Source organism: Pseudomonas sp. SORT22, assembly GCF_018417635.1.
Taxonomy (GTDB): Bacteria; Pseudomonadota; Gammaproteobacteria; order Pseudomonadales; family Pseudomonadaceae; genus Aquipseudomonas.
Map to the genome: position 1 here is coordinate 2,465,729 of NZ_CP071007.1, position 20,466 is coordinate 2,486,194.

The 20,466-nt window shown below is 64.3% G+C and carries 19 protein-coding genes; 9 read left to right on the forward strand and 10 right to left on the reverse strand.

Features of this window, described 5'->3' with window-relative positions; translation table 11 throughout:
* The first annotated feature begins 44 nt into the window (after positions 1-44).
* A complete protein-coding gene (locus tag JYG36_RS11545; RefSeq protein ID WP_045194120.1) occupies positions 45-1,253 on the forward strand; it encodes an MFS transporter in 1,209 nt (402 codons plus the stop codon).
* A gap of 66 nt (positions 1,254-1,319) precedes the next feature.
* Positions 1,320-3,680, forward strand: coding sequence for a DNA polymerase II (locus JYG36_RS11550; protein ID WP_213604015.1), 2,361 nt, complete (start codon positions 1,320-1,322; stop codon positions 3,678-3,680).
* A gap of 62 nt (positions 3,681-3,742) precedes the next feature.
* On the opposite strand, the gene JYG36_RS11555 is transcribed toward JYG36_RS11550, so the two are convergent.
* Positions 3,743-4,246 (reverse strand): anthrone oxygenase family protein, encoded by a 504-nt coding sequence (locus JYG36_RS11555; RefSeq protein WP_045194118.1) that lies wholly within the window; start codon positions 4,244-4,246, stop codon positions 3,743-3,745.
* Between the two features lie 223 nt (positions 4,247-4,469).
* On the opposite strand from JYG36_RS11555, the gene JYG36_RS11560 reads away from it, so the two are divergent.
* Positions 4,470-5,051, forward strand: a complete 582-nt coding sequence (locus JYG36_RS11560; RefSeq protein WP_093381503.1) for a DUF4174 domain-containing protein — start codon at positions 4,470-4,472, stop codon at positions 5,049-5,051.
* Between the two features lie 32 nt (positions 5,052-5,083).
* On the opposite strand, the gene JYG36_RS11565 is transcribed toward JYG36_RS11560, so the two are convergent.
* From JYG36_RS11565 to JYG36_RS11575, 3 genes are all read right to left on the reverse strand, one after another.
* Entirely contained in the window at positions 5,084-6,178 is a 1,095-nt protein-coding gene (locus tag JYG36_RS11565) for a polyamine ABC transporter substrate-binding protein (RefSeq protein WP_045194116.1), read from the reverse strand.
* A gap of 36 nt (positions 6,179-6,214) precedes the next feature.
* Positions 6,215-7,030, reverse strand: coding sequence for a carbon-nitrogen hydrolase family protein (locus tag JYG36_RS11570; protein ID WP_213604017.1), 816 nt, complete (start codon positions 7,028-7,030; stop codon positions 6,215-6,217).
* Between the two features lie 94 nt (positions 7,031-7,124).
* Positions 7,125-7,712 carry an SMI1/KNR4 family protein gene (locus tag JYG36_RS11575; protein ID WP_195884456.1) on the reverse strand — a complete coding sequence of 196 codons (588 nt, stop codon included), beginning with the start codon at positions 7,710-7,712 and terminating at the stop codon, positions 7,125-7,127.
* 189 nt (positions 7,713-7,901) lie between these two features.
* On the opposite strand from JYG36_RS11575, the gene JYG36_RS11580 reads away from it, so the two are divergent.
* From JYG36_RS11580 to JYG36_RS11590, 3 genes are all read left to right on the forward strand, one after another.
* A complete protein-coding gene (locus tag JYG36_RS11580; protein ID WP_093381507.1) occupies positions 7,902-8,435 on the forward strand; it encodes a sigma-70 family RNA polymerase sigma factor in 534 nt (177 codons plus the stop codon).
* Positions 8,435-9,400 (forward strand): FecR domain-containing protein, encoded by a 966-nt coding sequence (locus JYG36_RS11585; protein WP_213604019.1) that lies wholly within the window; start codon positions 8,435-8,437, stop codon positions 9,398-9,400. The genes JYG36_RS11580 and JYG36_RS11585 overlap by 1 nt, the downstream gene beginning before the upstream one ends.
* 97 nt (positions 9,401-9,497) lie before the next feature.
* Positions 9,498-11,897 (forward strand): TonB-dependent siderophore receptor, encoded by a 2,400-nt coding sequence (locus tag JYG36_RS11590; protein WP_093381510.1) that lies wholly within the window; start codon positions 9,498-9,500, stop codon positions 11,895-11,897.
* A gap of 235 nt (positions 11,898-12,132) precedes the next feature.
* Here JYG36_RS11590 and JYG36_RS11595 read toward each other — a convergent pair whose 3' ends face one another.
* The gene (locus tag JYG36_RS11595; protein WP_213604021.1) at positions 12,133-12,642 is read right to left on the reverse strand and encodes a methylated-DNA--[protein]-cysteine S-methyltransferase; all 510 of its coding nucleotides are present in this window, start codon (positions 12,640-12,642) and stop codon (positions 12,133-12,135) included.
* Positions 12,643-12,656: 14 nt separating this feature from the next.
* Entirely contained in the window at positions 12,657-13,214 is a 558-nt protein-coding gene (locus tag JYG36_RS11600) for a helix-turn-helix domain-containing protein (protein ID WP_213604023.1), read from the reverse strand.
* Between the two features lie 96 nt (positions 13,215-13,310).
* On the opposite strand from JYG36_RS11600, the gene JYG36_RS11605 reads away from it, so the two are divergent.
* Entirely contained in the window at positions 13,311-14,195 is an 885-nt protein-coding gene (locus JYG36_RS11605) for a DMT family transporter (protein WP_213604025.1), read from the forward strand.
* Between the two features lie 60 nt (positions 14,196-14,255).
* Here JYG36_RS11605 and JYG36_RS11610 read toward each other — a convergent pair whose 3' ends face one another.
* The 3 genes from JYG36_RS11610 to JYG36_RS11620 all read right to left on the reverse strand — a co-directional run bounded on the left by JYG36_RS11610 (position 14,256) and on the right by JYG36_RS11620 (position 17,679).
* Positions 14,256-14,942 carry a TIGR04211 family SH3 domain-containing protein gene (locus JYG36_RS11610; protein WP_093381520.1) on the reverse strand — a complete coding sequence of 229 codons (687 nt, stop codon included), beginning with the start codon at positions 14,940-14,942 and terminating at the stop codon, positions 14,256-14,258.
* A gap of 182 nt (positions 14,943-15,124) precedes the next feature.
* Positions 15,125-16,498 (reverse strand): nucleotide 5'-monophosphate nucleosidase PpnN, encoded by a 1,374-nt coding sequence (gene ppnN / locus JYG36_RS11615; RefSeq protein WP_045194108.1) that lies wholly within the window; start codon positions 16,496-16,498, stop codon positions 15,125-15,127.
* An 86-nt stretch (positions 16,499-16,584) separates the two neighbouring features.
* Positions 16,585-17,679 (reverse strand): DmpA family aminopeptidase, encoded by a 1,095-nt coding sequence (locus tag JYG36_RS11620; RefSeq protein WP_045194107.1) that lies wholly within the window; start codon positions 17,677-17,679, stop codon positions 16,585-16,587.
* 166 nt (positions 17,680-17,845) lie between these two features.
* On the opposite strand from JYG36_RS11620, the gene JYG36_RS11625 reads away from it, so the two are divergent.
* Entirely contained in the window at positions 17,846-18,637 is a 792-nt protein-coding gene (locus JYG36_RS11625; RefSeq protein WP_093381526.1) for a helix-turn-helix transcriptional regulator, read from the forward strand.
* 3 nt (positions 18,638-18,640) lie between these two features.
* The gene (locus JYG36_RS11630; protein ID WP_213604026.1) at positions 18,641-19,264 is read left to right on the forward strand and encodes a glutathione S-transferase family protein; all 624 of its coding nucleotides are present in this window, start codon (positions 18,641-18,643) and stop codon (positions 19,262-19,264) included.
* 12 nt (positions 19,265-19,276) lie between these two features.
* Here the strand turns inward: JYG36_RS11630 and ampC are convergent, their stop codons facing one another.
* Entirely contained in the window at positions 19,277-20,434 is a 1,158-nt protein-coding gene (gene ampC / locus JYG36_RS11635; RefSeq protein WP_093381529.1) for a class C beta-lactamase, read from the reverse strand.
* Positions 20,435-20,466: the final 32 nt, after the last annotated feature.

Here is a 20,466-nt window from a genome sequence, read left to right on the forward strand (position 1 = left end):
GCGCAGGCTTAAGGTTCGCCCATCTTTCCTACAGGAGTTTCACCATGACCCACATCAGCTGCAGCGCCGATGGGCCGGCCGCACTGGAGCAGCCCTTGCCGGTCAGCGGCCTGCTGGCCCTGGCCATGACCGGCTTTATCGCCATCCTCAGCGAAACCTTGCCGGCCGGGCTGCTTGGGCAGATCTCCAGCGGCATGCAGGTCAGTGAGGCGATGGCCGGGCAGATGGTCAGCGTCTATGCCCTGGGCTCGCTTTTGACCGCCATCCCGCTGGTGACCCTGACCCAGGGTTGGCGCCGGCGGCCGGTATTGTTGCTGGCGATTATCGGCTTCTTGCTGTTCAACACGGTGACGGCGTTGTCGAGTTCGTACTGGCTGACCCTGGTCGCGCGCTTCATGACCGGTGTTGCCGCGGGCCTGGCCTGGGGCGTGATTGCCGGGCATGCGCGGCGCATGGTCAGCCCCGAGCAGCAAGGCCGGGCCATGGCGGTGGCGATGATTGGTGCGCCAGTGGCCTTGTCGCTGGGGGTGCCGGCCGGCACCTGGCTGGGCGAGTTGCTGGGCTGGCGCATGACCTTTGCCCTGGTGTCCGGCGCGACCCTGGTGCTGGTGGCCTGGGTGCTGTGCAAGGTGCCGGATTTCGACGGCCATGCCCCGGGCCAACGCCCCGGTATCGCTCAGGTGCTGCGCACACCCGGCGTGCTGGCGGTGCTGCTGGTGATCCTCACCTGGGTGCTGGCGCACAACGTGCTGTACACCTACATCGTGCCGTACCTGGCCTCGGTGGGCCTGGCGGCGAGCACCGGCATGGTCCTGCTGACCTTCGGCATTGCCGCCCTGGCCGGCATCGGCGTGGTCGGTGCGCTGATCGACAAGCACCTGCGCAACATGGTCCTGCTGAGTTTGTTCGGTTTTGCCGTGGTGGCGCTGGTGCTTGGTTTTGTCAGCCAGTCGGCGCCGCTGGTGTATGTCAGTGTCGCGCTCTGGGGCCTGACCTACGGCGGCGCGCCAACCCTGCTGCAAACCGCCAGCGCCGATGCCGCCGGGGAGGGCGCCGATGTCGCCCAGTCGATGATCGTCACGGTATGGAACTCGGCCATTGCCGCCGGTGGCCTGCTTGGCGGTGTGTTGCTCAGCCAGTGGGGCGTGGGCAGTTTCCCCTGGGTGTTGCTGGCGCTGATCGCCCTGGCCCTGTTGATTGCCGGTCGCGCCCATGGCCACGGTTTCGCCCCGGGCGCACGGGTGCCGAGCTAAGTTCGCCAGGCCGCCGCGCAGACGGGTAGAATCGGCGCATACACAGGCGTTTTCGAGGTTGCAGCGGTGGAGTTACAGCAGGGCTTTGTCCTGACCCGGCATTGGCGCGATACCCCGGCCGGTACCGTTGTCGAGTTCTGGCTGGCCACCGACCAGGGCCCACGGCGCTTGCGTCTGCCGCTGCAGACTTCAGTGGCGTTCGTCCCCGCCGAGCAGCGGCGCCAGGCCGAGGCGGTGTTGCGCGGCGAGCGCGAGGTCGAGTTGCGCGAGCTGGCCCTGCGCGATTTCGAACAACGGCCGGTGCTGGGCTTGTACTGCCGTCAGCACCGCCAGTTGATCCAGCTGGAAAAGCGCCTGCGCGCCGCCGGCGTGCAAATCTACGAAGCCGATGTGCGCCCGCCGGAGCGCTACCTGATGGAGCGCTTCATCACCGCGCCGGTCAGCTTCAGCGGCACGGCGGATGCCAGCGGCGTATTGATCGACGCCCAGCTCAAGCCCGCCGCCGATTACCGCCCCACGCTCAAACTGGTGTCGCTGGACATCGAAACCACCGAACGCGGCGAGCTGTATTCGATTGCCCTCGAAGGCTGTGGCCAGCGCCAGGTGTACATGCTCGGCCCGGCCAATGGCGACGCCGCAGGCGTGGATTTCGACCTCCAATACTGCGACAGCCGCGCTCAATTGCTCGAACGCCTCAACGACTGGCTGGCCGTGCACGACCCCGATGCGATCATCGGCTGGAACCTGGTGCAGTTCGACCTGCGCGTACTGCAGCAGCACGCCACCCAGCTCAAGGTGCCGCTGCGCCTGGGCCGTGGCGGTGAGGCAATGGACTGGCGCGAGCACGGCAGCCGCGCGCATTTTTTTGCCGGGGCGGCCGGGCGGCTGATCATCGACGGTATCGAAGGGCTGCGTTCGGCGACCTGGAGCTTCCCCTCGTTCAGCCTGGAGAACGTCGCCCAGACCCTGCTCGGCGAAGGCAAGGCGATCGACACCCCGTACCAGCGCATGGACGAAATCAACCGCATGTTCGCCGAGGACAAGCCGGCCCTGGCCCGCTACAACCTCAAGGACTGCGAGCTGGTGACGCGGATCTTCGCCAGGACCGAACTGTTGACCTTCCTCCTCGAACGGGCCACGGTCACCGGTTTGCCGGCTGATCGCAGCGGCGGTTCGGTGGCGGCGTTCTGTCATTTGTATATGCCTTTGATGCACCGCCAGGGCTTCGTCGCGCCCAATCAGGGCGAGCGCCCGGAGGAGGCCAGCCCGGGCGGTTTTGTCATGGATTCGCGACCGGGCTTGTACGAGTCGGTGCTGGTGCTCGACTACAAGAGCCTGTATCCGTCGATCATCCGCACGTTTCTGATTGACCCGCTGGGGCTGGTCGAAGGCTTGCGCGAGCCGGGCGATGAGACCTCGGTGCCAGGCTTTCGCGGGGCGCGTTTTTCCCGCAGCCGGCATTGCCTGCCGGCGATTGTCGAGCGGGTCTGGCAGGGCCGTGAGACAGCCAAGCGCGAGCACAATGCGCCGCTGTCCCAGGCGCTGAAGATCATCATGAACGCCTTCTACGGCGTACTCGGTTCCAGCGGTTGCCGCTTCTTCGACCCGCGCCTGGCTTCATCGATCACCATGCGCGGCCACGAGATCATGCGCCGTACCCGCGAGTTGATCGAAGCCAAGGGTTATACGGTGATTTATGGCGACACCGACTCGACCTTCGTCTGGCTCAAGCGTGCCCATGACGAGGCGGACGCGGCGCAAATTGGCCGCGAGCTGGTGCAGCAGGTCAACCAGTGGTGGCGTGAGCACCTGCGCGACAGCTATGGCCTGGACAGTGCCCTGGAGCTGCAGTACGAAACCCACTACAAGCGCTTTTTGATGCCGACCATTCGCGGCGCCGAGGAAGGCAGCAAGAAACGCTATGCCGGCCTGGTGCAACGTGGCCAGGGCACTGAAGAGATGATCTACAAGGGCCTGGAAAGCGTGCGCACCGACTGGTCGCCGCTGGCCCGGCAGTTTCAGCAGGAGCTGTACGAGCGCATCTTCAAGCGCCAGCCTTACCAGCAGTACCTGCGTGAGTATGTGCGCAAGACGTTGGCCGGTGAGCAGGATGAACTGTTGATCTACCGCAAGCGCCTGCGCCGCCCGCTGGCTGACTACCAGCGCAACGTGCCGCCGCATGTGCGGGCGGCGCGCATGGCCGATGACTTCAATGACCGTCAGGGCCGGCCGCGGCAGTATCAGAATGGCGGCTGGATCAGCTACGTGATAACCGTGGCGGGGCCGGAGCCGCTGGAGACGCGGCATTCGGCGATCGATTACGACCACTACCTGACCCGGCAATTGCAGCCGGTGGCGGATGCGATCCTGCCGTTCGTGGAGGATGACTTCACGGCGCTGATCGATCGGCAGATGGGCTTGTTCTAGCCGGACCTGCATGCACCGACACTGTGGAAGCTGGCTTGCCAGCGATGGCTGCGTAGCAGCCGCTATTGAGTCCACACCACCCGCAGCAAGGCCACCATCAACCACGCCGTCGCCGCCAGGGCGGTGATGGTGCGCACATGGTTCCAGCGGTTCCACACCCGTGCATAGGTGGGCCAGGCACTGGCCGCTTCGCTGCTGGCCGGGTCCAGGCGCGCCAGGCTCTGGTTGCGCGGCACGTTGAAGAGCAGGGTCACCAGTACGTTGCCGAGCAGGTACAGGCCGCTGCCGATGCCGATGCACAGGCTGCCCGGCAATGGCCAGCGCAACCAGGCCCAGGTCAGCAGAATCGCGCAGGTCACGGCGGTGCCGAGAAACAGCGAGAGGAACAGGCGGTTGAGCACCACCTGGTTGATCGATTGCATGGCCGTCACCGCACTCTGTGCCGGAATGCGCTCCAGGGCCTGCATGACGAAGTTGGAGAAGGCGAAGAACAACCCGCCCATCAACCCACAGCCCAGGGCGGTAACAAGGATCAGCAGCAACAGCAGGGTATCGGCAATGCTCATGGTTCAGGCCTTTTTCCAGGGTGGTCGACGGGCATGGCTGGCGGCCTTCAGCTATCCTCAGAATCGGATGACAGACCTTTCGGTAGGTATCCAAGGTCGCACTTGGTAATCGGAAGTTACCTTTGCTTTGCCCACTCATCTGGCCCTGTAGTTTAGGCTCGCAACCCGGATCTTTCGTCGCGATTTGTAGTCTTTGATGCATGGAAATTGAAAGGAGATGCGCATGCTTGTTCGGTCACTGACCCTCGCCGCCTTGCTGGCCTTCGTTGCCGGCCCCGCCCTCGCTGCCGATAGCGATGACCCTCTGGCCCGGGATCTGAACAAGGCCCGTCCCTTGGTAGTCCTTGCCCCCAGCACCGCCGACCCGACTCTGCGCGAATTGAACAAGGCCCTGGAAGACCCGGCCAGCAAGGCGGCATTCGAGGAACGCAAGCTGGTGCTGTACAGCGTTGCCGGCATGATCGGCAAGCGCGATGACAAGTTCATGGATCAACAGGAGACCATGGCCCTGATCCGCCGGTTCAAGTTCAGTGCCCGGGATACGATGGTCACCCAGGTGGTACTGGTAGGCAAAGACGGCGAACAGCATCGGATCGAACACACCGGCACCCTCGAGCCCAAGGCGATTTTCGATGCGGTCGACCAGTTGCCAGCGGCAGAGAAAGCCATCGTGCCGCCGACCGTTGCCGACCTGAAAACCGACGCCACGAAGGACAAGGACGCCAAGCCCGGCAAGGATGGCAAACCGGCCAAACCGGCGAAACCTCCTAAGCCCCTGCCTCCACCCAAGCCGCTGGAGGATTGAGGCTCAGCGGTCGCCGAGCCCCCTTCGGGCAACTAACTGCCGGTCTTGACCTTGCTCCACACCCGGGTGCGGATGCGTTCGTACTTGAGTGGCAGCGGCTCCAGGGCGAACAGGGTGTCGAGCACCGCCTGGGGCGGGTATACCGACGGGTTGTCGCGGATTTTTGCGTCTACCAGCGGCGCGGCATCCTTGTTGGCGTTGGGGTAGCCGAGGTAGTTGGTCGAGGCAGCGATTACCTCGGGGCGCAGCATGTAGTCGATGAAGGCCAGGCCTTGCTGCGGGTTGGGCGCGTCCTTGAGCAGGACCATGCTTTCGAGCCAAAACGGTGCGCCTTCGTGCGGAATGCTGTAGCGGATGTCGCGGCCATTGTTGGCGTTGTTGGCGGCAAGCTTGGCATCGAACACCCCGCCAGACCAGCCGAGCACCACGCACACGTTGCCGTTGGCCAGGTCGGAGATGAACCGCGAGGAGTCGAAGTAGGCGATGTGCGGGCGCACCTTGAGCAGCAGCGCCTCGGCCTTGCGGTAGTCCTCGGGGTTCTTGCTGTTGTAGGGCAGGCCCAGGTAGTGCAGGGCGATGGGGATGATCTCGCCGGGTGCATCGAGCATGGCCACGCCGCAGTCGGCCAGCTTGGCGAGGTTTTCTTCCTTGAAGATCAGGTCCCAGGAGTTGAGCGGTGCATCCTTGCCCAGGCGCGCCTTGACCTTGTCGACGTCATAGCCCAGGCCCGTGGTGCCCCATAAGTAGGGGGCGGCGAAGCGGTTGCCGGGGTCGTTGCCCTGCAGTTTGGCGAGGATCTGCGGGTCCAGGTGCGCCAGGTTGGGCAACTGGCTGCGGTCGAGCTCGGCCAGCACCCCGGCCTTGATCAGGTTGGGCAGCAGGTCGGCGCTGGCAAACACCACGTCATAGCCGCTGCGCCCGGCCATCAGCTTGCTCTGCATGACATCGCTGTTGTCGAACACGTCATACACCGGGGCGATGCCCGAGGCCTGCTGGAACTCCTTGGTGGTGTTCGGCGCGATGTAGTCATACCAGTTATAGATGTGCACGCTGGGCGCGGCGGCCTGGGCGGCGGCCAGGTTGAGCAGCGCGGCCAGGGCCAGGGGCAGGCGACGGATCGACTTCATGAAGGGCACTCCGGATTCTTGTTGTAAGGGTAGCGCTCAGGGGATCAGCAGTTCGCGGCGGCCATCGGCGTGTTCAAGGCGCTGGCCAGGCAGGTGCAGGCGCCGGTCGGCCAGGTAGTCGTAGTCGCGGCGAGCCAGTTCGAGTTGCCCAGGGTCCAGTTCGATGAGCTGCCGGCAGGGCTCGCGCCCGGCCTCGAACAGCAGGCGCCCGTGCGGGTCGACCACGGCGCTGCCACCGGCGAACACCAGGTTGTCATCGCCTGCACCGACGCGGTTGACCATCAGGGCGAAGGCCTGGTTTTCCTGGGCGCGGGCCATGATCGCGGTGCGGTGCACCGGGCCGTAGGGGTCCATGTTGCCGTTGCTGACCACGATCAGCTCGGCGCCTAGTTGCGCCAGGGCGCGGCTGCTTTCCGGCAGCTCGATGTCGTAGCAGATCAGCAGGCCGAGACGCAGGCCTTTGAAGGTGGTGGTGGCGTAGCGATCACCGGGGGTGAACAGGCCGCGCTCCGAGGGCCACAGGTGGGTTTTGCGATAGCGCAGGGCGATGCCTTCGGGGGTGAGTAGTAGCGAGGTGTTGTAGAAGCGGCCGTCGGCTTTTTCGGCCAGGCCGATCACCACCGCCACGTCACGTTCACGTAGCGCCTGCAACACCGCCTGGACGCTGGGGCCGTCCACCGTTTCGGCAACCTTTGGCAGCTGTTCGGCGCTGGCAAAACCCATCAGTTGGGTTTCCGGGAACACCAGCAGGTCGGTGCCGGCCGCACAACTGGCGATCGCTTCAAGGGTGCGTTGCAGGTTGTAGGCAGTATCGCCGTCGCGGCCGGCGAGTTGTATCAGTTCGATCTTCATCGGGGTTCCTTGCGGGGGGCTGGAACCGAGTATGCGGCGCGACGGCGTGGGCGTTAATTACGTTGATGGAGTAACCCTGAATGGGTAATGGCGCTCAGATCTCGCGTTCGACAAAGGCAAAGTCATCGTCGATCAGTTGCTGCAGGTACTGATCGAAACTGTCGGCGATCACTTCATAACTGTCCGGGTCGTGCAGGTAGCGCACCACCTGGCCGACAGTGCCACCGGCGGCGGGGTTGAAGTCGATGTACAGCTTCGAGCTGCCGCCGTTGTTCATGCAATGGGAGAAACACAGGCGCTGGTTCATGGCCAGGTCGCTGTCGATGCCCGCGCCGACGGTTTCCGGGTATTCCTCCAGGTACTCGCCGTACATGCCGCGAATGCTGTCGGTGTAGCTCCGGGCGTCTTCGAGGATCTGCTCGCTGGCGCTGAGGTAATAGGGGTATTCGAACACGTCCGAACCGAGCACCAGGACGATGACCGTGCCGCCCGGGTAATCACGAAAATGAGTGCCGTCGATCTGCCCGAGCAATCGCAGCAGGCTGTCGGGGCACAGCGGGTAGTGGGCGCTGAGTTTTTGCAGGTCTGCGGCCGAAGCGCCGTGGGCGAGGTTCAATTGTTCAAGCTCTTCGCTTGGCAGCGCCTGGCGCAGGCCGCTGAGGTAGGTTTCGACGAGTGACATGGGGCGGTTCCTTCCTGAAAGCGCAGAGGTGTGTGGCAGGCTGACTGAAATTCACCGGGATTGCCAGTGCTATGGGCGCGGCGGTGCGACGACTCGACTTGGCCCGTGATCAGCCTGACGCCGCGCTTCCACCGGCGTCCTACATTCGCATAGAATGATAGAAATTCTCATTTACTTTTTCGAGTCATCATGAGCGATTCCAACCCCGCCCTGCGCCAGCAGGTCAGCCACCTGTACCAGGCTCATCACCGCTGGCTGACCGGCTGGCTGCGCCCGCGAGTGGCGTGCCATGACCTGGCCGCCGACCTGATGCAGGACGTGTTTGTCCGCGTGCTCAGCGCCGACGATGCCGTCGACCGCCTGCGCGCCGTACGCGAACCGCGGGGCTACCTGGCGACCATCGCCCGGCGCTTGATGATCGACCATTTTCGCCGTGCGCGGCTCGAACGCGCCTGGCTGCAGGCGTTGGCCGAGCAGCCTGAAGCCCTGGATATTTCCGCTGAAGCGCGGGCGATCCTGCTGGAAACCCTGTGCGAGCTGGATGCCATGCTCGCCGGCCTCGGCGCCCGGGTGCGCAAGGCTTTTCTGCTCTCGCAACTGGACGGCATGACCTACAAGGCCATCGCCGAAACCCTCGGCATCTCGGTGGTCACGGTCAATCGTGACATCGCCAAGGCCCTGCACCATTGCACGCTGTATAGCCTGCAACACGAGGCTGACTGATGGCCGCCCTCGATTCGCGCCAGCTCGCTGCCCTTGAGCAGGCCGCCGCCTGGCGTGCACGCCTCGGTGACGAAAGCGCCGGCAGCGCCGAGCACGCCGCCTGGCACGCCTGGCTGCAGGCCGACGAGCAGCACCGCTGGGCCTGGCAGCAGGTCGAGCGGGTGCAGCAACGCCTGCAGCAAATGCCCACGCGCCTGGCCGGGCGCACCCTGGAACTGGCCGGCCAGCAACCGGCGCTGGGCCGTCGCGGTGTGCTCAAGGGGCTGGTGCTGGCGGCGGGAGCCGGTGCTGTGGGGTGGGGCGGTTACCAGCAGGCGCGCCAGGGCCCCTGGGTCGCTGATTATCACACCCGCACCGGCGAACGCCTGAACCTGACCCTGGACGACGGCAGCCAGGTGCAGCTCAACACCGCCAGCGCCGTGGATGTGCGCTTCGACCCTCAACAGCGCCTGCTGGTGCTGCGCGATGGCGAGGTGCTGATCACCACCGCCAAGGACCCGGCCAACCGGCCCTTCCTGGTACAAACCCGCCACGGCACCGTGCAGGCATTGGGCACACGCTTTTCGCTGCTGGCCGGCGAAAACACCACACGCCTGGCAGTGTTCGAAAGCCGCGTACAGGTGCTGGCGGGCGAGCAGGGCGGCGGTGCGCTGCTGGAGGCGGGCGAGCAATGCCGCTTCGCCAACCCGGCGCTGGTGCTCAGTTCGCCACTGGAGGGCAACCTGGATGCCTGGAGCAAGGGCCTGCTGATCGCCAACGAGCAGTACCTGGGGGCCTTTATCGCTGACCTGGCGCGCTACCGCCGCGGCTGGTTGCGTTGCGCGCCGCAAGTGGTGGGGCTGCGCATCAGCGGCACCTTCAGGCTCGACGACCAGGCACAGATCTTCCGCGCCCTTGAAAGCACGTTGCCGGTGCGGGTCAGCCAGCGCACGCCGTATTGGGTGACGGTAGAGGCACGCAAATAAAAGTATTTTTCATGCAAATGATATTAATTCGTCTTGTCGTTCGACTTATGGAAGGCAGGCCCACTGCCTGAATGCCAACCAGAAGAGAACGCATCGAATGAGAACCCGCCCGATTCACCACGCCCTGCGCTGTTGCGCGCTGTTGTTGCCCTTGAGCATGGCCCAGGCCGAATCGGCCGCGCGCAGCTACGACCTGGCCCAGGACGATCTTGGCCAGGTGCTGACCCGTTTTGCCGCCCAGGCCGGCGTGGTGCTGTCATTTGACCCGGCGCTGACCCGGGGCCAGCGTAGCGAAGGTCTGCACGGCCAGTACGGGGTCGAGGAGGGCCTGCGCGCCTTGCTCGCCAGCAAGGGCCTGGCGCTGATCAAGGAAGCCGACGGGCGCTACAGCCTGGTGCGCGAAGTGAACGAGGCGGGTGCGATCAACCTCAGCGCCACCGAGGTCACCAGCAACCAGCTGGGGACCATCACCGAAGAAAGCCGCTCCTACACCCCCGGCACCATTGCCACCGCCACACGCCTGGTATTGACCCCGCGCGAGACGCCGCAGTCGATCACCGTGGTGACCCGCCAGCACATGGATGACTTCGGCCTCAACAACATTGACGACGTGATGCGCCACACCCCGGGCATCACCGTCTCGGCCTATGACACCGAGCGCAACAGCTACTACGCCCGCGGCTTTGCCATCAGCAACTTCCAGTACGACGGCATTCCCTCGACTTCGCGCAACGTCGGTTACTCGGCTGGCAACAGCCTCAGCGACATGGCCATCTACGACCGCGTCGAAGTGCTCAAGGGCGCCACCGGCTTGCTCACCGGCGCAGGCTCGCTGGGCGCGACCATCAACCTGGTGCGCAAGAAACCCACCGCCGAGTTCAAGGGCCATTTTGATCTGGGCGCCGGCAGCTGGGACAACTACCGCAGCGAACTGGACGTCAGCGGCCCGTTGACCGACAGCGCCAACGTGCGTGGCCGGGCGGTGGCGGCCTATCAGGACAAGCACTCGTTCCTCGACCACTACCAGCGCAAGACCAGCGTCTACTACGGCATCCTCGAGTTCGACCTCGACCCCGACACCCTGCTGACCGTCGGCGCCGACTACCAGGACAACAACCCCAAAGGCTCCAGCTGGTCGGGCACCGTGCCGCTATACGATGGCAATGGCGACACCAACAATGTCTCGCACCACTTCAACAACGCAGCGAAATGGAGCAGCTGGGAGCAGTACACCCGCACCGTGTTCGCCAGCCTTGAGCATCACCTGGACAACGGCTGGGTGGCCAAGGCCCAGTTCGATCACAAGATCAACGGCTACCACGCGCCGCTCGGCTCGATCCAGGGCTACCAGCCACGCAAGGACGGCACCGCCGGCATCTATGCGCAGAAGTACACCGGCGAAACCGTGAGCGACTCCCTCGACCTGTACCTGAGCGGGCCGTTCCAGCTGTTCGGTCGCGAGCATGAACTGGTGATCGGCAACTCCTATACCGCCTCGCGCTGGAAGGGCAACGACTACCGCGACGTTACCCATGCCAATAACAACATCCTCGACTTTCCCAACTGGGACGGCGACATCGGCGAACCTGACTGGGGCCCGGTGTCGGCGCGCACCGACGACAAGGTTCGCCAGAACGGCACTTACCTCACCGCGCGCCTGCACCCGATCGACGACCTGACCCTGCTGCTCGGCGGGCGCCTGGTCAACTACAGCTACGACGGCATCGACGCCGACAACAAGGAAAACGACCGCCTGATCCCTTACGTAGGCGCGGTCTATGACCTCAACGACACCTATTCGCTGTACGCCAGCTACACCGACATCTTCATGCCTCAGGACAGCTGGTTCCGCGACCGCACCGACCGCCTGCTGGACCCGGACGAAGGGCAGAACTACGAGGTGGGGATCAAGGGCGAGTTCCTCGATGGCCGGGTCAACGCCAGCCTTGCCTATTTCGAGATCCACCAGAGCAACCGCACCGTCGAGGACAACCAGTACAACGGCGACCCGACCAACCCGGCGGTGGGCTTCGCCTGGATGGGCGTCAAAGCCAAGACCAAGGGCTTCGAAGCTGAAGTCTCGGGTGAGCTGGCGCCGGGCTGGCAATTGCAGGGCGGTTACACCCACAAAGTGATTCGCGATGACGAGGGCCAGAAGGTGTCGACCTGGGAGCCGGAAGACCAGGTCAGCTTCTACACCAGCTACAAACTCAAGGGCGCGCTTGATCGCTTGACGGTCGGCGGCGGCGCGCGCTGGCAGGGCAAGGGCTGGCAGGTACTGCGCAACCGCCCCAAGGGCATCGACGAGGAGTTCGCCCAGGACCCGTTCTGGCTGGTGGACCTGATGGCCCGCTACCAGTTCACCGAGCGTTTTTCGGCCACGGTAAATGCCAATAACCTGTTCGATAAACGTTATTACACCAACATCGGTTTTTATAACTCGATGTCGTACGGTGACCCGCGCAATTTGATGCTGACCACGCGCTGGGATTTCTGATCGGTTAAATAAAAAACGCCCCCTTGATCTATAAAAAAGGGGGCGTTCTGTTATTCCGGCTTATATATGCTTATCGAGCATCAGGCCCGGCTTCTACGGGCGGCTTCAGGATCAGGTAGGCTTTTAGCGCAAGGGCTGCAAAGCAGAAGGCCATGCCGGCAATGAATTGAAATGTAGTCATAAACTGCCCTCCAAAACAATTAACTGACGATTATAACATCTATAAATAATATAACTAGGCGTGGCGTTCGTGTTGCAACAACCAGCGCTTGCGTTCAATACCGCCTCCATAACCTGTCAGTGCGCCATTGCTGCCCACCAGCCGATGGCAGGGAATGGCCAGGCTCACCGGGTTCAGCGCATTGGCCAAGCCCACTGCCCGTGCAGCTGCCGGGTTACCCAGCTGTGCAGCAATCTGCCCGTAGGTGCGGGTAGTGCCTGGCGGAATTTCCCGTAACGCCGCCCACACCCGTTGCTGGAACGGCGTGCCGCCGGCATCAACTGCCAGCGCATCAAACGCCTGCAACTGGCCTGAGCAATAAGCCTGCACAGCATCGGCAAGCGCCGTCAGCCCAGCGGTTTCGCGTAATTGCACAGCGGCGCCAAAACGGGTGCGCAGCAACCGCAGCAGGCGTTTTTCTGGCTCATCGAATTCCAGCGCCAACAGCCGTTGGTCATCGCCGACGATCAGCACCTGGCCAATCGGCTCCGGCAGGTGCAGGCGGCGCAGCAGCAGTTCGCTCATGGGCAGTCCTCGTTTCAGGCGTGTTCGATCAGCATCACCGCCAGGGTGTCGGCGGCCAGGGCCTCGAACACGTGCGGGGCGTCGGCCGAATAGCTCATGTAGTCACCGGCCTCCAGGGTCACCGCTTGCTCGAGCGGGCCGACCCGGGCGCGGCCGCTGCAGAGGATCACGTGCTCAAGGGTACCCGGTGGATGCGGTTTTGACCGCCGCGGTTCACCCGGCTGCACCCGCAGCCGGTAGATATCGCGCTGCGCCCCGGCCGGGCAGGCGGCGAGCAGGGTGGCGGCGTAATGGGCCTGCTCGCTATGGCTGGCGGCGCCTTCAGCGGCGCGAATCACCTGCACGTGCTGGCGCGGCTGGCCCATCAGCCGGCTGACCGGCACCTGCAACGCAGTGGCCAGGGCCCAGAGGGTTTCCAGGCTGGGGTTGCCGACCCCGGACTCCAGTTGCGACAGGGTCGACTTGGCCAGGCCCGCGCGCTTGCCCAGCTCGGTCACCGACAGGCCCAGGCGCTCGCGCTCACGGCGGATGGCGCTGGCCAGCAGCAGGATAGGGGAATGGGCTTCGATCATGTGTTCTCTATACCGGTCATTTGTTCGTCTTGACGAACGCTACTCATCTGTTCAGCATAGCGGACCTTTGTTCGATATGACAGGAGTCGATTCAGCATGCAGCTGAAAACACGTGGCACCCTGGAGATGACCGCGGCCATGGTGATCTCCGGCACGGTGGGCTGGTTCGTGCTGGCCGCAGACCAGCCGGCAGCGGCGGTGGTGTTCTGGCGTTGCCTGTTTGGCGCGCTGGCGTTGCTGCTGGCCTGTGCCGGCCTGGGCTTGCTCCGGCGCAGGGTGATTAGCGGCCGCCAGGCGCTGGCGGCGGTGTTGGGCGGGGTCGCGCTGGTGCTGAACTGGGTGTTGCTGTTCAGTGCCTATACCCATGCTTCGATTGCCGTTACCACCGTGGTTTATCACACCCAGCCGTTCATGCTGGTGGGTTTGGGCATGCTGCTGTTCGCCGAGAAGATGACCGTCAACAAGGCCGGCTGGTTGCTGGCGGCGTTCGCCGGGATGCTGCTGATCGTCATGGCCGGATCGAGCGTTGACAGCGTTGCCGGAGACTACCGCCTGGGCGTGCTGATGGCCCTGGGCGCGGCGTTTTTCTATGCCGTCGCTGCCGCTATCACCAAGCGTTTGCAGGGGGTGGCGCCGCACCTGATCGTGTTGATCCAGATGCTGGTCGGGGTGCTGCTGTTGGCGCCGTTTGCGCAGCTGCCGGGGTTGGCCCTGGCGCCCGCTACCTGGGCACTGCTGGCCACGATCGGCATCGTCCACACCGGCTTGATGTCGACCCTGCTGTACAGCGCCATCCAGAAAATCCCCACCAGCCTGGTCGGCGCCTTGTCGTTCATCTATCCGGTAGTGGCGATCCTGGTCGACTGGCTGGCCCTGGGGCATCCGCTGAGTGCGCTGCAACTGGCCGGTTCCGGCTTGATATTGCTGGCGGCGGCGGGGATGACCTTTGGCTGGATGCTACGGATCACGACCGCTAAGTAGCGCTCTTGTGGGAGCCGCCCTTGCCGGCGATGGGCTACGCAGTAGCCCCGCAATCAGCCATCAGAACCAGCGGTCATTCTTTTTGCGCCCACGGCTCAAGGCCGGCAAGATCAAGCCCGCCAGCAAACCGGCACCGGCGATGCCGCCGCCGTACACCATGTAGCGCATCAACACCTGTTTGTTCTCGTCACCCAGGCGCGCCTGGGTGCTGCGCAGTTCCGACTGGGTGTCGCTCAGCTCGGCATTGAGCGCCTTGCTGCGTGCTTGCAGCTCGTCGATCAGCGCCTTGCGCGAGTCGAGGGTCTCTTGCATGCCTTGCACGCGGGTCTTCCAGCTGTCGTCGATGGTCTTGAGCTGTTCGCTGAGCTGGGTCACCTGCTCGGTCAGTTGCGGCAGGCGCTCGGCCTGGCCGGGCACGGCCTGCAGGTCGCTGCTGGTGATCCACACGGTGTCGCCGGATTCGCCGCGCACCTGGCTGTAGTTGCCCTGGGTGGTCAGTAGTGTGACCTTTTGCCCGGACTTGAGGTTGCCGACAATGCGGTGGCCGTCGGTAGGGCCGCTACGCACGTAGGTGCTCAAGCTATCGCTGACCCAGCGCTCGCTGCTGGGCGCTGCCTCTTCGGCATGCAGCGGGTTGGCCAAAACCAGCAGGGCGCCTATCAGGCTGCCGGTCAGCAGGCGGCGCGCGCCCGGGTTGCAGGAGGAAAACAGCGCGGGCGCCGCAGAAACGGGACGAGAGATAGGCATGATGGTCTTCGCGTGAAATAAACAATAAAAGCCCGATGACTGGGCCGGTGAACAGTCGGCGTGCGCGCAGGCCGCCTGCTGAAAGACCATATTTCTGCGGGCAGGTTCACTGAAGGGGGTAGGAAAATAGCAGCAAATGTTGCGGGCACAGGCTGTGCCCGCAAGCGGGGGCGGGGCTTGAATCAGCTCACGACGCGGTAGCAGGGCACGTATTCGGCACCGCCCGGCAGTTTCATCCGGTGCTGGTCGACGAACGCCTGCAGCAGGTGGCCGAGGGGTTCGAGCACGGCGCTGTCACCTTTGATTTCGTACGGGCCTTTCTCTTCGATCAGGCGGATGCCCTTGTCCTTGACGTTGCCGGCGACAATCCCGGAAAACGCCCGGCGCAGGTTGGCGGCCAGTTCGTGAGGCGGTAGCGCGCGGCTGAGCTTGAGCCCGGCCATGTTCTCGTGGGTCGGGTCGAAGGGGCGCTGGAAGCCTTCTTCAATCTTCAGCAGCCAGTTGAAGTGGAAGGCGTCGTTGCGCTCGCGGCGAAACTGCTTGACCTCCTTGAGCCCGTCGACCATCTGCCGGGCCACTTCGGCCGGGTCGTCGATGATGATCTGGTAGTGCGCCTGGGCCTCGTCGCCGAGGGTCGCGCGCACGAAGGCATGCAGTTGCTGCAGGTACGGTGCGGCGCTCTTGGGCCCGGTGAGGATGACCGGGAACGGCAGGCCGCGGTTGTCCGGGTGCATGAGAATGCCGAGCAGGTACAGGAACTCTTCGGCGGTACCGGCGCCGCCAGGGAAAATGATGATGCCGTGGCCGACGCGCACGAAGGCTTCAAGACGCTTTTCGATGTCCGGCAGGATCACCAGTTCGTTGACGATCGGGTTCGGCGCTTCGGCGGCGATGATGCCAGGCTCGGTCAGGCCCAGGTAACGGCTGCCGCTCATGCGCTGCTTGGCGTGGGCGATGGTCGCGCCCTTCATCGGGCCTTTCATCACGCCTGGGCCGCAGCCGGTGCAGACGTCCAGCTTGCGCAGGCCGAGCTCGTGGCCGACCTTCTTGGTGTACTGGTATTCCTCAGTGCTGATCGAGTGACCGCCCCAGCACACGACCATTTTCGGCTCCACGCCAGGGCGCAGGGTGCGGGCGTTGCGCAGCAGGTGGAAGACGTAGTCGGTGATGCCCTGGGAGCTTTCCAGGTCGATGCGCTGGCTGGCCAGTTCGCTTTCGGTGTAGACGATGTCGCGCAGGGCGCTGAAGAGCATTTCACGGGTGCTGGCGATCATTTCGCCGTCGACGAAGGCATCGGCCGGGGCGTTCAGCAGTTCCAGGCGCACGCCGCGGTCCTGCTGGTGAATGCGTACCTCGAAGTCCTTGTAGGCTTCGAGGATGGTCTTGGCGTTGTCGACGTGCGCGCCGGTGTTGAGGATTGCCAGCGCGCACTGGCGGAACAGGGTGTACAGGCTGCCGGAACCGGCTTCACTCAGTTGCTGTACTTCACGTTGAGACAGTGTTTCCAGGCTGCCTTTTGGGCTGACAGATGCATTGATAACTTCACGTTGGGGCATTCTGGGTTTCCTGTGAGCGGGTAAACGTCCATCTTCAGAACACCACCATACCGACAAATTGTCGCAGCAACGAGTGCCTTTCGCTGTCAGGCCTTCCAGCCGACCGCCTGCAGGGCCTCAAGCAAACGCTCGGGGCGCAGCGCCAGGACCTTGCTGCCATGGGCCTCGAGGTCGGTGGCAGCCAGCAGGGCATTGACGATGGCTTCCTCGACGGCGTCCGCCGCTGCACTGAACAACGCCGAGATATGGTCGTTGTTGACCATCTCAACTGTGCTGGTCGGCGCGCCGGGGTGGCCGAAGTTGGCTGCCGGCAGGCTGTTGCCGGTAGAGAAGGCGATGAAGATGTCGCCACTGGAGTCCTCGGTGCCGCCGCCGACCCGTGCCAGGCCGACGCTGGCCCGTTGCGCCAGGCGCGTGCATTGGTGCGGCAGCAGCGGGGCGTCGGTGGCCAGGGTGATGACAATCGAGCCCATGCCCGGCTCGCCGACATTGCGCGGCGCGCTGAACGGCGAATGCACCTCGCCCAGCACCTGGCCGACCGGGTAGCCGGCCACCCGCAGGGCGCCGCGTACGCCATAGTTGGCCTGCACCAGGACGCCGACGGTCCAGCCGCCGGCCGCGCGGTCCAGGACCCGCGACGAGGTACCGATACCGCCCTTGAACTCGTGGCAGATCATCCCGGTACCGCCACCGACGCACCCTTCGGCCACCGGCCCCGATTGCGCCGCGGCCAGTGCGGCGTGGACATGCTCGGCCGTTACGTGCTGGCCCCAGATGTCATTGAGCACGCCGTCGTAGGTTTCCAGTACCGTCGGCATGCACCAGTAGGTGCGGGCCTTGGCCATCTCGCGCTCGGCCGCCACCAGCGCATCGCGGACCACGCCGACGCTGTGGGTGTTGGTGTAGGCAATCGGCGTGGTCAGCAGGCCGGCTTCGCGAATCCACTCAAGGCCGGTGGCATCGCCGTTGCCGTTGAGCACGTGCACACCGGCAAAACACGGCTGCAGGCTGGCGGCCTGGGCCCGTGGTTCGATCACCGTGACGCCGGTATTGACCGCGTGGTCGCCGCTGCCGCGCTGCACGGTGTGATGGCCGACACGCACGCCCGGCACGTCGGTAATGGCGTTGAACGCGCCAGGGGTGCCGACGCCGATACGAATGCCCAGATCACGTACACGCATTGATTCACAGCTCCTGTTGGAAGGTTCGAGGGGCGCGCAAGGGCCGTTGTTCGCAGCGCATGACAAGTGCTTGAGCAACGGCAATACTGCGTGCCGGTGTGCAGAGTCTAGGAGCCCGACCTGCCGCTGGCGATTCCCCCCAATCGTTACCCCCTAGGAGTTACCGGTGAACCTGCTATTCGAAGCCGCTGCCCACCACCATGGCCTGGCCCGGGTCATCGACCAGTTGGGCAAGCCGGGGTTCTGGCATCAGCTGATCGTGCTGCTCGATCAACTGCTGCCGTGCGACACCGCCCTGGCCTTGCTGGTGGAGCGCGAGGGCGCGCCGCAGGTGCTGGAGGAATTCGACCGCGGCTTTCGCGATGCGCCGGCGGCAGCGCCCCTGTACCTGGGCGGTCTGTACCTGCTCGACCCGTTCATCCAGGCCATGCGCGACGGCCTTGCCGATGGCGTGTACCGCATGGAAGAGGTCGCCCCGGACGAGTTTCGCAAGAGCGACTACTTCAACAACTACTTTCGTGCCCTGGTCGGCGAGGACGAGCTGCAACTGATCCTCAACCTCGATGCGGGCAAGGTCCTGGCCATCTCGCTGGGCGCCAACCAGCGTTACAACACCGCGACCATAGGCCAGCTGAGCCTGCTGGCGCCGTGGCTGCTGGCCTTGATGCGCCAGCACTGGCACCAGCAGCATCCCCGGCAGGTTGCCGAGCATTCGACCCCGGTCGAGCGGGCGCTGGAGCATTTTGGCAGCGACACGCTGTCGGCGCGTGAGCTGGAAACCGCCCGCCTGGTGCTGCGCGGCAACTCCAGCAAGGCCATCGCCAAGCGCCTGGACATCTCCCAGGAGACGGTCAAGGTGCACCGGCGCAACCTCTACAGCAAGCTTGGGGTCTCGTCCCAATCGGAGCTGTTCAGCCTGTTTTTGCAACACCTGGGACAACATGACCATCAGGAGTGAATGATGCTACGGATACTCGGCAAGGCTTCATCGATCAACGTGCGCAAGGTGCTGTGGACCTGCGCCGAATTGCAGTTGCCGTTCGAGCGCGAGGACTGGGGCTCGGGCTTTCGCTCGACCGAGGATGAGGCGTTCCTGGCGCTGAACCCCAACGCCATGGTGCCGGTGATCGTCGACGGCGATTTTGTCTTGTGGGAGTCCAACAGCATCATCCGCTACCTCGCCGCCCAGTATGGCGGCCAGGCGTTGTACCCGGCCGAACCGAAGGCGCGGGCGCGGGTTGATCAATGGCTGGATTGGCAGGCCACCGACCTCAACGGTTCGTGGAGCTACGCCTTTGTCTCGTTGGTGCGCAAGGCACCGACCCACCAGGACCCGCAAGCGCTGGCGGCGGGTTGCGGCAACTGGGCGAAGCACATGACCATCCTCGAACGTCAGCTGGAACGTACCGGGGCCTATGTCAGTGGCCAGGACTTTGCCCTGGCGGACATCGCCATCGGCCTGTCGGTCAACCGCTGGCTGCAGACCCCCATGGAGCGCCCGGCGTTGCCGGCGGTCGAGGCTTACTATGAGCGCCTGAACGTGCGTGAAGGCTATCGCTTGCATGGGCGCAACGGGTTGCCGTGAGGCCTACTGGCCTCATTGCGGGTCAAGAGCCGTGAGGATCTGATGCGCCACCTTCACCCGCTCGGCAATCGGGTAGTTCTTGTTCGCCAGCAACACAATGGCGATGCGTTTTGACGGCACGAACGCCACGTAGGCACCAAAACCATCGGTCGAGCCGGTCTTGTTCAAGAAGGTGTCGGCTGGCAGCGGCCGCGCCGGTTTCAGCCAGCTCACAGGTTGCGGCTCCAGCACCATCGACGGCGCATTGCCGGCCTGCAACTGCTCAAGGCTGACCGGGTAGGCATATTGCTCCCAACCCAGGCCCTGGGTCATGGCACCGACCTGGTAATAGCCGGTCTGGGTGGTGGCGATGGCCCGTTGCAGCGGTTTGCTCAGGCTGTGCGGCTGCATGTTCAGGTCCAGGTAGTGGAGCAGGTCCACGGCGGTCACTTTCAATCCATAGGCCTCGCCATCCAGCGGCCCGGGGCCGACGCGCACCGCTTGGTCCTGCTTGTTGTATCCCTGGGCATAGTTGCCCATCTGCGCGCCAGGCACTTGCAGGTAGCTGTGCTGCAGGCCCAGTTGCGGCAGCAGCTGTTGTTCCATCAACTGGGCGAACGGCGTTCCCAGGCTTTTCGCCGTGAGGTAGCCGAACAGGCCCAGGCTGGGGTTGGAATACAAGCGCTGAGTGCCCGGCGCGTAGTCGGCTTTCCAGTGGCCGTAGTAGCCGGCCAGGTCGGCTTCGCCCTTGACCGCGTCAGGGAACTGCAAGGGCAGTCCGCCCGCGCTGTAAGTCCCAAGGTTGAGCAGGGTGATGCCATCGAACGCGGTGCCTTTGAGTGCGGGCCAGTGCTTGCTGGCCGTATCGCCAAGGCTCAGCTTGCCACTGGCCTGGGCAAAGCCTGCAAGGGTGGCGGTGAAGGTTTTGCTCACCGAGCCGATCTCGAACAGGGTGTCGGCATTGACTGGCTGGCCGCTCTGTTTCGAGGCCACTCCGTAGTTAAAGTAGTGCTGCTGGCCATCGATGCTGATGGCCACGGCCATGCCGGGGATTGCCTGTTGCTGCATCAGCGGGCGCACGGCGGCGCTCACCGTTGACTCCAGCGGCGTCTGTGCAAGGCTTTGCCCGGCAACCAGGCAAAGGGTAAAGGCAGCCAGAATCCCTGGCTTGAGGTTGGTTTTTTGGTGCATGATCGGCAACCTTTCCTTAAGTGGACTGTTGT

Bases quoted from the DNA above. Each gene is read 5' to 3' on its own strand.
- ampC (WP_093381529.1), bottom strand. From the start codon at position 20,434: ATGCACCAAAAAACCAACCTCAAGCCAGGGATTCTGGCTGCCTTTACC.
- JYG36_RS11595 (WP_213604021.1), bottom strand. From the start codon at position 12,642: ATGAGCGAACTGCTGCTGCGCCGCCTGCACCTGCCGGAGCCGATTGGC.
- JYG36_RS11580 (WP_093381507.1), top strand. From the start codon at position 7,902: ATGAGCGATTCCAACCCCGCCCTGCGCCAGCAGGTCAGCCACCTGTAC.
- JYG36_RS11610 (WP_093381520.1), bottom strand. From the start codon at position 14,942: ATGCCTATCTCTCGTCCCGTTTCTGCGGCGCCCGCGCTGTTTTCCTCC.
- JYG36_RS11585 (WP_213604019.1), top strand. From the start codon at position 8,435: ATGGCCGCCCTCGATTCGCGCCAGCTCGCTGCCCTTGAGCAGGCCGCC.
- ppnN (WP_045194108.1), bottom strand. From the start codon at position 16,498: ATGCCCCAACGTGAAGTTATCAATGCATCTGTCAGCCCAAAAGGCAGC.
- JYG36_RS11605 (WP_213604025.1), top strand. From the start codon at position 13,311: ATGCAGCTGAAAACACGTGGCACCCTGGAGATGACCGCGGCCATGGTG.
- JYG36_RS11555 (WP_045194118.1), bottom strand. From the start codon at position 4,246: ATGAGCATTGCCGATACCCTGCTGTTGCTGCTGATCCTTGTTACCGCC.
- JYG36_RS11560 (WP_093381503.1), top strand. From the start codon at position 4,470: ATGCTTGTTCGGTCACTGACCCTCGCCGCCTTGCTGGCCTTCGTTGCC.
- JYG36_RS11590 (WP_093381510.1), top strand. From the start codon at position 9,498: ATGAGAACCCGCCCGATTCACCACGCCCTGCGCTGTTGCGCGCTGTTG.
- JYG36_RS11565 (WP_045194116.1), bottom strand. From the start codon at position 6,178: ATGAAGTCGATCCGTCGCCTGCCCCTGGCCCTGGCCGCGCTGCTCAAC.
- JYG36_RS11545 (WP_045194120.1), top strand. From the start codon at position 45: ATGACCCACATCAGCTGCAGCGCCGATGGGCCGGCCGCACTGGAGCAG.
- JYG36_RS11630 (WP_213604026.1), top strand. From the start codon at position 18,641: ATGCTACGGATACTCGGCAAGGCTTCATCGATCAACGTGCGCAAGGTG.
- JYG36_RS11620 (WP_045194107.1), bottom strand. From the start codon at position 17,679: ATGCGTGTACGTGATCTGGGCATTCGTATCGGCGTCGGCACCCCTGGC.
- JYG36_RS11600 (WP_213604023.1), bottom strand. From the start codon at position 13,214: ATGATCGAAGCCCATTCCCCTATCCTGCTGCTGGCCAGCGCCATCCGC.
- JYG36_RS11575 (WP_195884456.1), bottom strand. From the start codon at position 7,712: ATGTCACTCGTCGAAACCTACCTCAGCGGCCTGCGCCAGGCGCTGCCA.
- JYG36_RS11570 (WP_213604017.1), bottom strand. From the start codon at position 7,030: ATGAAGATCGAACTGATACAACTCGCCGGCCGCGACGGCGATACTGCC.